Raw genomic sequence first — 14,124 nt, forward strand, 5'->3', positions numbered from 1 at the left:
CGCAAGCAACCCGTTGTAAAGCACACACAGCCCGCCCTGCCCGTTCCATGACGGGTTCGGCGGGCGTTTCGTTTGAGAGGAGCGTCGCAAGCATTTCCGTCTCCAATGACGCGCGGGCATAGCTCTGGTATCGGCATGCCGTCACCATGGGACAATAGCGCCTATGCAACGCAATACGTCTTCCTCACTGCCTGTCTTGGATACGGACAGCGCGAACCACAGCGCCCGCGCGGCGGCCCATTTGCGTCTCGCGATTGAATCGGCGGGCGGCTGGCTGCCCTTTGACCAATGGATGGCACAGGCGCTCTATGCGCCGGGCCTGGGTTATTACGCGGCCGGCGCGGTCAAGCTTGCTTCCGCGGCTGCCACTGATGCGCGCGGCACTCCGATCGCAGAGGGCGATTTTGTGACTGCGCCGGAACTGACACCGCTGTTTGGGCAGTCGGTAGCCCGGCAGGTGGCGCAGATTCTTTCCGCGACTGACACGCACACGGTGCTGGAGTTTGGCGCCGGGACCGGGGCACTGGCCGAGAGCGTACTCAACGCGCTCGATGAGCTGCTGCCGGATGTGCAATATCGCATCATGGAGATCTCGGCGGATCTGCGCGCTCGTCAGCAGGCGCGGCTAGCGAAGTTTGGTGATCGCGTACAGTGGTTCGACGCCTTGCCAGGGGCTTTTTCCGGCTGCGTGCTCGCCAATGAAGTGCTGGACGCCATGCCCGTGTCGGTGTTTCGCTGGAGCGAGGATGGCGATGTGCTGGAGCGGGGTGTCGCACTCGATGCGCAAGGCGCGTTTTGTTGGCAGGAGCGCACTGCGGGGCCTGAGCTTGCACGCGCGGTAACGGCGCGTATGCCGCCTTTGGCTGGTTATGTGTCAGAGATCAACCTCCAAGCCGAAGCCTGGATGCGCGGTGTGAGCGGCTGGCTGGAAAAAGGCGCTGCCTTGCTGTTCGACTACGGCTTTCCTCGTCGCGAGTATTACCACCCGCAGCGCGCGGGCGGAACGCTGATGTGCCATCTGCATCATCACGCGCATGACAACCCGTTTTATGCGCCGGGCGTGCAGGACATCACCGCGCACGTGGACTTCACCGCGATGGCGGACGCCGCGTTTGAGACGGGCATGCAGGTGCTGGGCTATACCTCGCAAGCGCGGTTTTTGATGAACGCGGGTCTGGCCGAGTTGCTGGCGCAGCTCGACCCGACCGACGTGCGCAGCTACGCGCAGGCCGTCGCACCGGTGCAAAAGCTTCTCAGCGAAGCGGAGATGGGGGAGCTGTTCAAAGTGCTGGCTGTAGGGCGTGGAGTCGAAACCGCGCTGCTGGGATTCGCGCGCGGCGACAGACTTTCAACCTTATAGGCAAGCCGGGTAAAAGGCGGGCTACGTTCTGCAGCGCATACTGAACGGCGCTCCACAGCGAATCCGGCGGCTTAATGCCGCAGCGATTGCAGCGCTTGCAACCTCGCGGCACGTACGGCCGCTTTGATCTCGCCAGGGTTGCCACTGTGTTGTTTGGCGATTGCCCCCGCATCCACCCCGCGGGCCGTGTCCAGCCGCGCGCGCCACGCGTTAACCTCGGCCGCAATCACCACCGTCGCGGCATCGAGCATTGCCAGGAACCGCTCCGGCTTGCGTAGTCCGTCGGTGCGCTCGATCAGCCCCAGTTGGTCCTCGGCATCGTCCGCGTGCAACGCCTCCAACATCAAAGGCAGCAAACGCGCCTGATCGGCACATTCGCCCGGCACGCGCAGGCGCCGGGCCAAAGCATCACGCTCCGGCGTCAGACGGCAGAGTAAGGCATAGCGTCCGGGCAGAGGTTGCTCGCGTGCCGCGGCGCGATCAAGATCCTGGCCGACAATCGCCACCTCCTGCAGTTCCGGCATCACGCGCGCCAGCGCGCCGGATTGTGCCAGCACATCCAACATGCGCGACGGTGTCGCCGCCATGAGGCCACGCGACAGTTCTTTCCATACGCGTTCCGGCACAAGAGCATCGGCCTCGCCGTCTTCGACCATGCGCCGGCATAGCGCCATGGTCTCGTCAGCGACGCGGAACTCAGCGAACCGCGCGGCGAAGCGGCCCAGGCGCAGTATCCGCACCGGGTCTTCGGCAAAGGCCTCGCCTACATGGCGCAACACGCGCGCTTCGAGATCGCGCGCGCCGTTTAGCGGATCCTGCAGTTGGCCATCCGGTGTGCAGGCGATCGCATTGACCGTAAGGTCGCGTCGCTGCAGATCCTGCTCAAGCGTCACATCAACGCCGGTGTAGAACGTAAATCCTTTATAGCCACGGCCGGATTTGCGCTCGGTACGAGCCAGCGCGTATTCCTCTTTGGTCCGTGGATGAAGAAACACCGGAAAGTCGCCGCCTACCGGAATAAAGCCGCGCCGGGTCATTTCCTCGGGGGCCGCGCCCACGACCACCCAGTCACGGTCGCCGGCGGGCAAACCCAATAGCGCATCGCGCACGGCACCGCCCACGATGTACACCTGCAGGCCGGTGACGGTGTCGTCGTGCGCTAAACCCTGCACCGCGGCGGCGACAGACCCTGCAGAGGAAGAACTCGCGACCATCACCGACTCTCCGCAGTCCGCACAACGCCAGGCGGGACGATTTCGCCCAGGCGCGCCTTCAGAGACTGGGGTTGCCCGGAGAACATGGCGGCGTAGTAAGTGGCGTTAGACAGCACGTGTTTAACGTACAGACGGGTCTCCGTAAACGGAATCGTCTCGGCGAATATCGCGCCTTCCACGGGATGCGAGAGCTTGGCGCGCCACGTCTTGGGGCGCCCGGGGCCCGCGTTATATCCCGCGCTGGCCAGCACCTGCGAGCCGTCTAAACCCTGCAGCACGATATTCAGATAGTTCGTGCCCAATATCGTGTTGGTGTCAAAATCGTTGACGCTAGCGGGCGTGAAGTCCGCCATGCCAATCCGGCTGGCCACGTACTTGGCGGTGGCGGGCATCAGCTGCATCAGTCCCGATGCCCCGACATGCGAGCGCGCATTCATGATGAATCGCGATTCCTGGCGGATCAAGCCATACACCCATGCCGGATCCAATCCGATCGAGTTGGCTTGCGCGGTGACACGACCCTCGAACGGGGCGATATACCGTTGCGTAAAGTCGACCTCGTTGCGAGTGCGCTCCGAGGTGTTGACCACTCGATCGTAAATGTCTTCGGCGCGGGCCAGCTCGGCGGCGGCCAGCAGCTGACGATCGGACATGCCACGCAGCGCGTAATTCCACTCTCCCACCGCCTCCGAACGCCATCCCAGGCGGAACAGATGCACCGCGCGGCGCAAGCTGGCGTTGGCCCGGGCCTCTTGCATCTCGGCATCCGTCACGGGCGCCGGACGTGGCGGCACCGTGATGCTGCGGCCGAGCTCTTCGGCGGCCAGTTGGCCATAGAAGTTGTATTGATCGGCAATGCTGGCATAGCCGCGACGCGCCTGTTCATGACGGCCGCGCGCGGCGTCGGCGCGTGCTTTCCAGTAGATCCAAACGGGTTCTTCTTGTTGGGATTTCGGCATGTGGTTGATCGAGTCCTCCACCCAGCGCCAGTCGATTTTTGGTTGACGCAGTGCCGACCTCACACGCCACGCCGCGTTGTATTCAGTCAGCTCCACCGCGTTGCCAGCCTGGCGATACCAGGCATCCGCGCGGCTATCGAGATTCAGCGCAGCAATCAACGCAAACTGACTGCGCACCCAAGCCAGGTCCGACTTGGTCAGGTGCGACGCCCATTCGCGCTGGAGATAGCTGTCTCCCACATCGAGATCCTGACGCGCCAACCGTGCAAGCGCGATCGCCACCAGCTCTTTTTCGTTACGGCCGATACGCTGGTGATCCTGACGCGTGAGCCATTTCATCGGGCTCTTCATCAAGGCGTCGTAGGTTTTCTGGTCTTGAGGTTCGAAAAGATAGGCGGCGAACTTGCGCGCGTGCGCGAGCTCATTGACCTCGATGGCCGCGCGAAGCTGGGGTTGTAGTTGCTCCCAACCCAGCACGCCGTCGGCCACCAGCTGATCGTAGAGTTTCCAACAATCCGTACCCGGCTTGAAGACGGCCAGCGCCTCGTGCGGCTTTGCGCGCTGGCCCGTCATATGCCGGGCTTCGAGCATGGCGCATTGCGTCTGCGAACCGGCCTCTGGCACCTCGCCCAGCTCACGCGCGGTTTCGAAATCACCACGGCGCGTGGCGGCGAGTATCCAATTGCCACGCAGGCGCTCACCAAGATACGTATTCTGTTTTTCTCGCAGGAACTGCTGCACCTCGGCTTTGGGAAACTGCGCCGCGGGCGCGTTCCAAACCTGATAATTCAAGAGCCAGAACTGCGGATAATCGCCCAGAACATCGCCACGCGCCTGCGGCGCGACCATGCCGAGCGCGGACCATTGCTTGCGCTCGTACGCCTCGCGCGCGGCCATCACGGCCTGGAACGCGGGTGTTTGCGGCGTCGGCGGCAAGCCCGCCAGTTTGACAGGCGGCACATGCAGCCTGGCCGACGAGGCATGCGCGGGCCCAGCGGCCGACACTTGCTTTTGTTGCGCGTCAACAGAGGAACAGGCCACGGTGATCAAGGCCAGCGCAGGCAACCACCGCCTGAAACGCCGATCCCCCGTGCCTGCGGTCAGCGCGCGACGAGACTCCGCGGTCGCCGATTTCTGATAACGTCTGGATTCAAGCCACTGCTGCATCACCGACCCGCATGAACGATCAAAATACTGCACAGAATAACGCAGTCGCGTTACGGACGCGATTACGCCAGGCCCGCACCGAGATCCCGGAGGCGCAGCGCAGCCGGGGCGCGCTCTTGATGCGCGGTCGCCTCTTTACCTGGCTGAACGCGGTGCGCGAGCAGGCCAGCAAACAAGGCAACGCGGCCCCCGCCACCGTGGCGGCGTTCTGGCCCCTGACGGGAGAACCGGATTTGCGGCCCTTACTGAAGCAATGGGCCCAAGCCGGCATCTCTGTCGCGCTGCCCGCCATCCGTGAACCGGATGCGCCGCTGGAATTTCGCGCCTGGGTGCCCGGCGACGCGCTGCAGCGTGGCGCGATGGGCGTACAAGAACCCTCCCCCGATCGCCCCGTCGTGCGTCCCGACGTCGTGCTGGTGCCCACGCTGGGGTACACACTGCAGGCGGATCGCCTGGGCTATGGCGGCGGATACTATGACCGCACGCTGGCGGATCTGCGCCAGACCGGACACGCCTTCACCAGTATCGGTATTGCATGGAATGAGGGCTTTTTAGAAGACGAGTACGTTCCGGCCGCCCATGATGAACGTCTGGACGCGATATTGACCCCGGATGGATGGGTACCCGAGCCACCCTTGTTAGGACCGAGCGCGCCGACCGGCGGCGTCATAGGCTCGTTCATGCTGCGTTAGTGCATGAGGGTTTTCCACGCTGCGAGCCGCTGACCACTCACGCGATTACAAATCCAATTCCCGCCAGATCGCCAACGCCGCATCCGCCTGATTCAGCGTATAAAAATGCAAGCCCGGCGCCCCGTTATCCAGCAAATTCTGGCAAAGCTGGCTGACCACATCCACGCCAAACGCGCGGATAGACGCCTTGTCATCCCCAAACTCCGCCAACCGCAGCCGAATCCAGCGCGGAATCTCCGCCCCGCACATCTCCGAAAACCGCACCAACTGCGTATGGTTGGTAATCGGCATAATCCCCGGCACAATCGGAATCGTCACTCCTTTACTCTGCGCGCGATCAACAAAATCAAAATACGCATCCGCGTTAAAGAAGTACTGCGTGATCGCCGCATTCGCGCCGGCGTTCACCTTGGTCACGAAGTGATCCAGATCCGCCTGCGGGCTCGAAGCCTGAGGGTGCATTTCCGGATAGGCGGCAACCTCGATGTGAAACGCATCGCCCATTTCCTGGCGAATAAAGGCCACCAGATCCGCCGCATACCGCAGCTCGCCCGCATCGCCCCCCATCCCTGAGGGCAAATCCCCACGCAACGCCACCAGCCGACGCACGCCCTGATCACGATAGGCCGTCAGAATCTGACGCAGATCCTGACGGGTCGAACCAATGCAAGACAAATGCGGCGCAGCGTCGCAACCGAGGTTTTGCAGCATGCGCACCGTATCGGCCGTGCCGGCGCGGGTGGACCCGCCCGCGCCGAACGTCACACTCACATAACGTGGCTGAATCGCCAGCAGCTGCTTGGCCGTGCGTACCAACCGCTCTTGAGCGGCGATATCGCGCGGGGGGAAAAACTCCAGGCTCAGAGCCGCAGTATTAGGTCCAGTCATCAGAAATCAAAAAAGAATATCAAATCAGGGAATCAGGCGCGAGAGCAGGCCCGAGATGATGCTATACAACAACGCGCCGGCCACCGCCCACCAGAATCCATTGACCTGAAAACCCTTCAAGATCGACCCCGCCAGCCAGAACAGCAGCGCGTTGAGCACCAGCAAGAACAGGCCTAGCGTGACAATCGTGATGGGCAAGGTCAGCAAGACCAGCACCGGCTTGACCAACATGTTCAACAAGCCCAACACCAGGGCCGCGATCAGTGCGGACCCGAAGCCCACCACAGTGATGCCGGGCAACAGATACGCCACAATCAGCAACGCTACCGCATTCAACAGCCAAACTAAGATCAAAGTCATCGTGGTCTCTCCGGTAAAACGCCCTGGCAGGCAGAACCCATTACACCCTCAGGTACAACGGCCAGATGGAACGGCGCCGTGCCATGACCGTGGGACCCCCGCGAGAGGCGCCCCCACGATGCCACGGCACAGCCTTAAGCATCCACCTATTGTGCTACACGATCAATAGCGATAGTGCGCAGGCTTGAAGGGGCCTTCGACCGGCACGTTGATGTAGTCGGCCTGATCCTGACGCAGCGTGGTCAGATTGGCGCCGAGTTTCTTCAAGTGCAGACGCGCGACTTTCTCGTCCAGATGCTTGGGCAGCACATAGACCTGACCGCGCTCGTACGCGTCGTTGCGCGTAAAGAGCTCGATTTGCGCGATGGTCTGGTTGGCAAAGGACGAGGACATCACGAACGAGGGGTGGCCGGTGGCGCAGCCCAGGTTCACCAGACGGCCCTTGGCCAACAGAATGATGCGCTTGCCATCGGGGAACACCACGTGATCGACCTGGGGCTTGATCTCTTCCCATTGCAGGTCTTCGATGCTGGCGACGTCGATCTCGTTATCGAAGTGACCGATATTGCACACGATGGCCTGGTCTTTCATGGCCTCCATGTGTTGGCGCGTGATGACGTGATAGTTGCCGGTCGCCGTGACGAAGATGTCGGCCATGGGCGCGGCTTCTTCCATCGTGACGACCTTGTAGCCTTCCATCGCGGCTTGCAGCGCGCAGATCGGGTCGACTTCGGTGACCCAGACTTGGGCGCGCAGCGCGGCCAGCGCCTGCGCGCAGCCCTTGCCCACGTCGCCATAGCCCGCCACCACGGCGATCTTGCCGGCGACCATCACGTCGGTCGCGCGCTTGATGCCGTCGACCAGCGATTCACGGCAACCGTACAGGTTGTCGAACTTGGACTTGGTGACCGAATCGTTGACGTTGATGGCGGCAAAGGCGAGCTCGCCCTTTTGCGACATCTGGTAGAGGCGATGAACACCGGTGGTGGTTTCCTCGGTCACGCCCTTGATCTCGGCCAGACGCGTGGAATACCACTTGGGATCGCGCGCCAGCGTGGCCTTGATGGCCGCAAACAGCACGCGCTCTTCTTCGCTGCCCGGCTTGTCCAGCACGGACGCGTCTTTCTCGGCGCGGGCGCCCAGGTGCAGCAGCAGCGTGGCGTCGCCGCCGTCATCCAGGATCATGTTGGCGTGACGGCCTTCGGGCCATTCGAAAATGCGGTGCGTGTACTGCCAGTATTCTTCGAGCGTCTCACCCTTGACGGCGAACACGGGGATGCCGGCCTCGGCGATGGCGGCCGCTGCGTGATCCTGCGTCGAGAAAATATTGCACGAAGCCCAGCGGACTTCGGCGCCCAGCGCAACCAGCGTTTCGATCAGCACGCCGGTTTGAATGGTCATGTGCAGGCTGCCGGCGATGCGCGCGCCCTTGAGCGGCTGGCTGGCGGCGAATTCCTCGCGGATGGCCATCAGGCCGGGCATTTCGGTTTCGGCGATCGCCAGTTCGCGGCGGCCCCAGCCGGCCAACGAGAGATCCGCAACGAGATAATCAGTGGTGGTAGTCATGTAATCAGTGCTCCAAAATATCAACGGCAACGCATGCCGCGGACAGCCGTACGGAACACCTGATCATGAAAAAGGCGCCCGCCTTTACCGCCTGCCGCGACAAAGGTGAGCGCCGTTGCTGGACGCCGCCTCTGGCGACGTCTGGTGAGATTCCTGAGCCTGGCAACCCGCCTGGCGCCCGCAAAGGGCAGCCGGGGATCGTCGCAGCGCTCCTCAGGACTGAAATGAATTGTACCGGTTGGATGAAACTGCGCAAGCCGAAGGCCCGTGAATATCCAATCTACGTGTGCGCTGGCAAGGCCCCGCGCGTGGCTGGCACACGGTCGTTGCGCGGCCAGGAGCCGGGGGGCAGGTGACGCCTCTATTCCTTGGACGCTACCATAAGCCACCACCTAGGAGCCGACATGAGCCCGAGCCTTTTCGATCTGCCTCTCCAGAAACACACCGTCAACGGCGTGCAAATCGCAGCACGGGTAGCGGGCGATGGCCCACCACTGCTGCTGTTGCACGGACATCCGCAAACGCATGTGATCTGGCATCGCGTGTGGCCCGAGCTGACCCGCCACCACACCTGCGTGGCGGCGGACCTGCGGGGCTATGGCGATAGCGACAAACCAGCGGCTACGCCGGACCACGCGCCGTATTCCAAACGCGAAATGGCGCGCGATATGGCAGAACTGATGACGGCGTTGGGCCATGCGCAATTCGATGTGCTCGCGCATGATCGTGGCGCGCGCGTAGCGCATCGTCTGGCGCTTGATCATGCGTCACGCGTACGCCGCATGATGCTGCTGGATATCGCACCCACGCTGGACATGTATGAAGGCACGACCCGCGCCTTTGCCCAAGCCTACTATCACTGGTTCTGGCTCATTCAACCCGCACCCGGACCGGAAACGATGATCGCGTACGACCCCAAGTTCTATGTGCGTTCCATCATGGGCGGACGGCCGGGCGGACTGGCGCTGTTCGACCCGCGAGCCTTGGCGGAATATGAGCGATGCGCGGCCCTGCCCGGTACGGCCACCGGCATTTGCGAAGACTATCGCGCCGCCGCCACGATCGATTTGGACCACGACCGCGAAGGCCGTGCGCGGGGCGAGCGCCTACGCATGCCGCTGCGCGTGTTCTGGGGCGAGCGCGGCGCGGTCGGGCGCAATTTCGATGTGCTGGGATTGTGGCGTGCCATCGCGGACGATGTCGACGGGCGAGCACTACCCGGCGCACATTATCTGGCCGAGGAGGTTCCCGAACTGATCATCGAAGAGGCGCACCGGCTATTCGGCACCGCGTGAGAAGCCCGGATATCCGACGCTACGCCAGGGCTATGCAATCGGGGACGCAAGCGAGATGCTAAGCTGCGGCGAATGCGTAACACCCCTTCTTCACCCCCCGTCGGCGACGCCCCCGCCGCGAGCGAACCCGATTCGACCCAAAAAGCCTTTGTCGCGACCGACTCTCCGTGCGTGGCAATCTGCTCGACCCTGTTCGACGAAATCTGCCGCGGCTGCGGTCGCAGCGCCATGGAAGTGTCCAACTGGGTCTTTATGACCGAGGAAGAAAAACAAATCGTCTGGACGCGGATCCGCGCCCAGGGATATCCGCGGCGCCCCAAATAAAAACGCCACGCGGCGCGCTAGTGCGGCCCGTGGCGTATCACGCGAGACGGATTATCAATCCATCTGCCGGCCCGGGAGGCTTTATGAGTCGCCCGGGCCGATCAGTGTCTGAGTGCGATCAGACGCTCTTTTTCAGATCCTGCGCCTTGTCGATGGCTTCCCACGAGAATTCCGGCTCGGCGCGGCCAAAGTGACCGTAGGCCGCTGTCTTGGAATAAATGGGACGCAGCAGATCCAGCATGTTGACGATGCCCTTCGGACGCAGGTCGAAGTGCTCACGCACGAGCTTGGCGATCTGGTCGTCAGGAATGACGCTGGTGCCTTCGGTGTACACCGTGATGTTGATCGGCTCGGCTACCCCGATGGCGTAGCTCACCTGCACCTGGCACTGACGGGCCAGACCGGCCGCGACGATGTTCTTGGCCACATAGCGCGCGGCGTAAGCGGCCGAACGGTCCACCTTGGACGGATCCTTGCCCGAGAACGCGCCGCCGCCGTGCGGGCAAGCGCCGCCGTAGGTGTCGACGATGATCTTGCGACCGGTCAGGCCGCAGTCGCCTTGCGGGCCGCCAATGACGAAACGGCCGGTCGGGTTGACCAGGAATTTCGTCTTGGGCGTGATAAGGCCCTCGGGGAAGCTGGGCTTGATGATGTCTTCGATCACCGCCTCGCGGATCGCCGACTGCGAGATTTCCGGCGCGTGCTGGGTCGACAACACCACCGTATCGACTTCGGCCGGGCGGCCATCGATATAACGGAAGGTCACTTGCGACTTGGCATCCGGACGCAACCAGGGCAGACGGCCGTCTTTGCGCAGCTCGCTCTGGCGCTGCACCAGGCGGTGCGCATACCAGATCGGTGCGGGCATCAGGTCCGGCGTTTCGTCGCAGGCGTAGCCGAACATCAGGCCTTGGTCGCCAGCGCCCTGATTCAGGTAATCGTCCGAGGTGCGATCGACGCCCTGAGCGATATCGGGAGACTGCTTGTCATAGGCCACCAGCACCGCGCAGCCTTTGTAGTCGATACCGTATTCCGTATTGTCATAGCCAATACGACGGATCGTATCGCGCGCGACCTGAATGTAGTCGACGTTGGCGGTCGTGGTGATTTCACCGGCCAAAACCACGAGGCCGGTGTTGCACAAGGTCTCGGCTGCCACGCGGGCATTGGGGTCTTGCGTGAAAATGGCGTCAAGAATGGCGTCGGAAATCTGGTCTGCGACCTTGTCCGGGTGCCCTTCGGAGACGGATTCAGAGGTAAAAAGAAAATCGTTACTGGCCACGGATACGTCCTTACGAAACCGGCAAAGCCGGAACACAGGTTACGAGGCGCGTAGCGCCAGATCTGAACCTGAATGAAGAACGATCGGGGCGCGACGCTTTAGCGGATTTTGTCAGAGACACGAACTGCGTCACGGACGTCGCCCCGCAAGTTGTCGGTTAACTCGGCGACAGAACCCATTTTAGGCGAAAATGTCGGGTCAATGCTTATTGCATAAATTCATACGCTTATCTTTGGCCCTGTCGCAGCCGCTTGCTGCGATCCTGCCCGGACCCGCATGCTGCTAGCTCTGTTTCGCTTCATCGCCCTGCTGCCTTTGCCCGTGTTGCACGTGCTGGGGCGATTCCTGGGCCGTGTGGTCTATGCGTTTCCTGGGCGTTATCGGCAACGTCTGCGCGCCAATGCGGCTCAGGCGGGCTACCCGGATCCGTCTTTCGCGCGCCGGGCTGCCGCCGAGACGGGCGCGATGATGATGGAGATGCCCAAGGTCTGGTTTCGACCCGAGGAGAGCCTGGCCAAGACCGTCAGCGACGATTTCCACGTAGTCGAGCAGGCGTTGGCCGAGAATCGCGGCATCCTGTTTCTGACGCCGCACCTGGGATGTTTTGAGATCACGGCGCGCTATGTCGCCATCGCGCGTCATATCCCCGTGACAGTGATGTTCCGCCCGCCGCGTATGGCGGCGTTCGCGCCGCTCTTGGACACGGCGCGCAACACGCCGGGGCTTCAGGCGGTGCCAGCCAACAGGCAAGGCGTGCGAGAGTTCGTGCGCACGCTGCGCCGAGGCGGCACGGTGGGCTTATTGCCCGATCAGGCGCCGGGCGAAGGCGACGGCGTCTGGGCGCCCTTTTTCGGCCGCATGGCCTACACCATGACGCTGGCCGGCAAGCTGGCCGCGCAGACCGGCGTGGCAGTCATCGTGCTGGCCGGCGAACGTCTGCCCCGCGGCCGGGGCTGGCGCATCCATTTCTCCCGCGTGCCCGAGCCACTGCCAGACGATCCACAAGCTCAGGCCACCCTGTTTAACGCCGCCATGGAAAAGCTGATCCGGCAGATGCCAGAGCAGTACCTGTGGAGCTACAACCGCTACAAAACCCCGCGCGGCGCACCGCCTGCCCCACCCATGCCGGACAACACGACGGCCGGGCAAACGCCGACCGGAACCGACACCCCATGACAGATCTGAAGTTCAAGCTGCTCAACGCGCTGTTCGCGTGGTTTGGCCGCGTGCGTCCCGCGACACGGCAGCGCATCGGCGCGACCTTGGGATGGTTGACACGTCACCTGGCGCGCTCGCGCGTGCGTATCGTTCGGCTGAATCTGAAGCTCTGTTTTCCCGAACTGAGCGAGGCCGAACGTGAATCCCTGATGCGCGCGCACTTTCGCGCCCTGGCGCAAACCATCGTGGACCGTGGCGTGCTTTGGTATGGCACACCCGAGGCCATTCGCGAGATGGTGACGGCCGAAGGCAGCGAGCGCATCAATGCGTTGATTGCCGAGGGGCGACGCGTCCTCTTGCTCGCGCCCCACTTTGTCGCGCTGGATGCCGCCGCGACCCGGTTGACCATGGAGGTGCCCAGCAGCGCCACCATGTACACGCCGCAGAGCGACCCGGCCGTTGACGAGATCGTGCGGCGCGGTCGCGGCCGTTTCAATGAAGTGTTCCTGGTGAGCCGCAAGGATGGCGTGCGCGATCTGATCCGGCATCTGCGCGCCCCGCGCCCGGTGTATTACCTGCCGGACATGGATTTTGGTCGTCAAGGCGCGGTATTTGTGCCGTTTTTCGGCATTCCGGCCGCGACACTCGAAGCCACCGCGCAGTTGGCGCGCAAATGGGACGCGGCGGTACTGCCGGTGATCGATTTCTGGGATCCCGCCACCGGCAAGTACCATGTCCAGGTCATGCCGCCCTTGGCCGACTTCCCCGGCGAAGGGTCGTTGGAAGAAGCCACCGCCCGGCTCAATCTGCATATCGAGAGTTGGGTGCGCCGCTGCCCCAGCCAGTACTACTGGGTGCACCGTCGTTTTAAAACGCGCCCGTTGGGCGAGAAGAAATACTATTAACGCCGGCAGGGGCTCGCCCACGCCCCGCGCGTAATGGGCGATAATCCCCGGATGATCTGGAACTTCACCAAAATGCACGGCGCGGGCAACGACTTTGTCGTGCTCGACGGCGTGCGCCAAACCATCGAACTCACGGCCGAACGCGCCCGTGCGCTGGCCGATCGGCACTTCGGCATCGGCGCGGATCAGATTCTGCTGGTCGAGCCCGCCACGCGTGCCGACGCGGATTTCCGCTACCGCATCTTCAACGCCGATGGCTCCGAGGTCGAGCATTGCGGCAACGGTGCGCGCTGCTTCGTGCGCTTCGTGCATGAACAAGGCCTGTCAGAGCGTAACCCGCTGCGCGCGGAGATCGCCACGGGCGTGATCGTGCTGGACGAAGGCGCGGACGAGCAAGTCACCGTGGACATGGGCGTGACCAGTTTCGATCCGTCGGCGCTGCCGTTTGACGTGCAGGGGCTGGCATCGCAGCGCCAAGGCGAAGACACGCTCTGGGAGCTGGATCTGCCCGGCGCGCCCGACGGCGTTGCTCGCAGCGTGCTGGTGTCGGCGGTGGCGATTTCCAACCCGCATGCAGTGCAGCAAGTGGCAGACGTGGACACGGCGCCAGTCTCCATCGTTGGCCCCTTGGTGGAAAGTCATCCACGCTTCGCGCGGCGCGTGAACGCCGGCTTCATGCAAGTCGTGGACCGCCACACGATCCGCCTGCGCGTGTATGAACGCGGCGCCGGCGAAACGCTGGCCTGCGGCACCGGCGCGTGCGCGGCCGTGGCGGCGGGCATTCGTCGCGACCTCTTGGATACGCCCGTGCGGGTGCATACGCGGGGAGGCGTGCTGACCATCGATTGGAATGGCGAACGTCTGCGCATGACCGGGCCCGCCACTTCTGTCTATAACGGCCAGGTCGATATCGACAAGCTGGTTTTCTCCATGGCCCTGGGCCGATAGCTGAAC

Annotated in this window: 13 protein-coding genes and 1 riboswitch; of the genes, 7 read left to right on the forward strand and 6 right to left on the reverse strand. The window is 63.1% G+C overall.

The annotated features are described in order from the left end of the window. Positions 1-163 precede the first annotated feature (163 nt). Positions 164-1,360: a class I SAM-dependent methyltransferase gene (locus GOQ28_RS10580; RefSeq protein WP_160356402.1), complete on the forward strand. Its 1,197-nt coding sequence runs from the start codon at positions 164-166 to the stop codon at positions 1,358-1,360. A 71-nt stretch (positions 1,361-1,431) separates the two neighbouring features. On the opposite strand, the gene GOQ28_RS10585 is transcribed toward GOQ28_RS10580, so the two are convergent. Both GOQ28_RS10585 and GOQ28_RS10590 read right to left on the reverse strand, forming a co-directional pair. Continuing rightward, on the reverse strand, positions 1,432-2,574 hold the full coding sequence (locus GOQ28_RS10585; RefSeq protein WP_160356403.1) for a CCA tRNA nucleotidyltransferase: 1,143 nt from the start codon (positions 2,572-2,574) through the stop codon (positions 1,432-1,434). Next, the gene (locus GOQ28_RS10590) at positions 2,574-4,700 is read right to left on the reverse strand and encodes a lytic transglycosylase domain-containing protein (protein WP_160356404.1); all 2,127 of its coding nucleotides are present in this window, start codon (positions 4,698-4,700) and stop codon (positions 2,574-2,576) included. The genes GOQ28_RS10585 and GOQ28_RS10590 overlap by 1 nt, the downstream gene beginning before the upstream one ends. A gap of 11 nt (positions 4,701-4,711) precedes the next feature. On the opposite strand from GOQ28_RS10590, the gene GOQ28_RS10595 reads away from it, so the two are divergent. After that, the gene (locus GOQ28_RS10595; protein ID WP_160356405.1) at positions 4,712-5,392 is read left to right on the forward strand and encodes a 5-formyltetrahydrofolate cyclo-ligase; all 681 of its coding nucleotides are present in this window, start codon (positions 4,712-4,714) and stop codon (positions 5,390-5,392) included. A 45-nt stretch (positions 5,393-5,437) separates the two neighbouring features. On the opposite strand, the gene metF is transcribed toward GOQ28_RS10595, so the two are convergent. The 3 genes from metF to ahcY form a co-directional block, all read right to left on the reverse strand. Beyond that, positions 5,438-6,280 carry a methylenetetrahydrofolate reductase [NAD(P)H] gene (gene metF, locus GOQ28_RS10600; protein ID WP_160356406.1) on the reverse strand — a complete coding sequence of 281 codons (843 nt, stop codon included), beginning with the start codon at positions 6,278-6,280 and terminating at the stop codon, positions 5,438-5,440. Positions 6,281-6,304: 24 nt separating this feature from the next. Continuing rightward, the gene (locus GOQ28_RS10605) at positions 6,305-6,640 is read right to left on the reverse strand and encodes a phage holin family protein (protein WP_160349871.1); all 336 of its coding nucleotides are present in this window, start codon (positions 6,638-6,640) and stop codon (positions 6,305-6,307) included. 162 nt (positions 6,641-6,802) lie between these two features. Continuing rightward, positions 6,803-8,206: an adenosylhomocysteinase gene (gene ahcY / locus GOQ28_RS10610; RefSeq protein ID WP_160349870.1), complete on the reverse strand. Its 1,404-nt coding sequence runs from the start codon at positions 8,204-8,206 to the stop codon at positions 6,803-6,805. A 100-nt stretch (positions 8,207-8,306) separates the two neighbouring features. After that, positions 8,307-8,427, reverse strand: a riboswitch (S-adenosyl-L-homocysteine riboswitch). Positions 8,428-8,610: 183 nt separating this feature from the next. Here ahcY and GOQ28_RS10615 point away from each other — a divergent pair. Continuing rightward, a complete protein-coding gene (locus tag GOQ28_RS10615) occupies positions 8,611-9,501 on the forward strand; it encodes an alpha/beta fold hydrolase (protein WP_160356407.1) in 891 nt (296 codons plus the stop codon). A 72-nt stretch (positions 9,502-9,573) separates the two neighbouring features. After that, entirely contained in the window at positions 9,574-9,825 is a 252-nt protein-coding gene (locus tag GOQ28_RS10620; RefSeq protein ID WP_160356408.1) for a DUF1289 domain-containing protein, read from the forward strand. A gap of 118 nt (positions 9,826-9,943) precedes the next feature. Here the strand turns inward: GOQ28_RS10620 and metK are convergent, their stop codons facing one another. Beyond that, positions 9,944-11,107, reverse strand: a complete 1,164-nt coding sequence (metK, locus tag GOQ28_RS10625) for a methionine adenosyltransferase (RefSeq protein ID WP_160356409.1) — start codon at positions 11,105-11,107, stop codon at positions 9,944-9,946. A gap of 276 nt (positions 11,108-11,383) precedes the next feature. On the opposite strand from metK, the gene GOQ28_RS10630 reads away from it, so the two are divergent. From GOQ28_RS10630 to dapF, 3 genes are read left to right on the forward strand one after another with little or no spacing between them, the layout of a single operon-like run. Then, entirely contained in the window at positions 11,384-12,283 is a 900-nt protein-coding gene (locus GOQ28_RS10630; RefSeq protein WP_160356410.1) for a lysophospholipid acyltransferase family protein, read from the forward strand. Further along, entirely contained in the window at positions 12,280-13,170 is an 891-nt protein-coding gene (locus tag GOQ28_RS10635) for a lysophospholipid acyltransferase family protein (RefSeq protein WP_160356411.1), read from the forward strand. The genes GOQ28_RS10630 and GOQ28_RS10635 overlap by 4 nt, the downstream gene beginning before the upstream one ends. Positions 13,171-13,203: 33 nt before the next feature. After that, positions 13,204-14,118 (forward strand): diaminopimelate epimerase, encoded by a 915-nt coding sequence (dapF, locus tag GOQ28_RS10640; protein ID WP_160356412.1) that lies wholly within the window; start codon positions 13,204-13,206, stop codon positions 14,116-14,118. Positions 14,119-14,124 lie beyond the last annotated feature (6 nt).

This window comes from Bordetella sp. 02P26C-1, from assembly GCF_009763255.1.
In the GTDB taxonomy this organism is placed as follows: domain Bacteria; phylum Pseudomonadota; class Gammaproteobacteria; order Burkholderiales; family Burkholderiaceae_B; genus Bordetella_A.

What these genes read in the sequence shown, in the direction of transcription:
- GOQ28_RS10580 (WP_160356402.1), top strand. Translation starts at nt 164, where the DNA reads ATGCAACGCAATACGTCTTCCTCACTGCCTGTCTTGGATACGGACAGC.
- GOQ28_RS10585 (WP_160356403.1), bottom strand. Translation starts at nt 2,574, where the DNA reads ATGGTCGCGAGTTCTTCCTCTGCAGGGTCTGTCGCCGCCGCGGTGCAG.
- GOQ28_RS10590 (WP_160356404.1), bottom strand. Translation starts at nt 4,700, where the DNA reads ATGCAGCAGTGGCTTGAATCCAGACGTTATCAGAAATCGGCGACCGCG.
- GOQ28_RS10595 (WP_160356405.1), top strand. Translation starts at nt 4,712, where the DNA reads ATGAACGATCAAAATACTGCACAGAATAACGCAGTCGCGTTACGGACG.
- metF (WP_160356406.1), bottom strand. Translation starts at nt 6,280, where the DNA reads ATGACTGGACCTAATACTGCGGCTCTGAGCCTGGAGTTTTTCCCCCCG.
- GOQ28_RS10605 (WP_160349871.1), bottom strand. Translation starts at nt 6,640, where the DNA reads ATGACTTTGATCTTAGTTTGGCTGTTGAATGCGGTAGCGTTGCTGATT.
- ahcY (WP_160349870.1), bottom strand. Translation starts at nt 8,206, where the DNA reads ATGACTACCACCACTGATTATCTCGTTGCGGATCTCTCGTTGGCCGGC.
- GOQ28_RS10615 (WP_160356407.1), top strand. Translation starts at nt 8,611, where the DNA reads ATGAGCCCGAGCCTTTTCGATCTGCCTCTCCAGAAACACACCGTCAAC.
- GOQ28_RS10620 (WP_160356408.1), top strand. Translation starts at nt 9,574, where the DNA reads ATGCGTAACACCCCTTCTTCACCCCCCGTCGGCGACGCCCCCGCCGCG.
- GOQ28_RS10630 (WP_160356410.1), top strand. Translation starts at nt 11,384, where the DNA reads ATGCTGCTAGCTCTGTTTCGCTTCATCGCCCTGCTGCCTTTGCCCGTG.
- GOQ28_RS10635 (WP_160356411.1), top strand. Translation starts at nt 12,280, where the DNA reads ATGACAGATCTGAAGTTCAAGCTGCTCAACGCGCTGTTCGCGTGGTTT.
- dapF (WP_160356412.1), top strand. Translation starts at nt 13,204, where the DNA reads ATGGGCGATAATCCCCGGATGATCTGGAACTTCACCAAAATGCACGGC.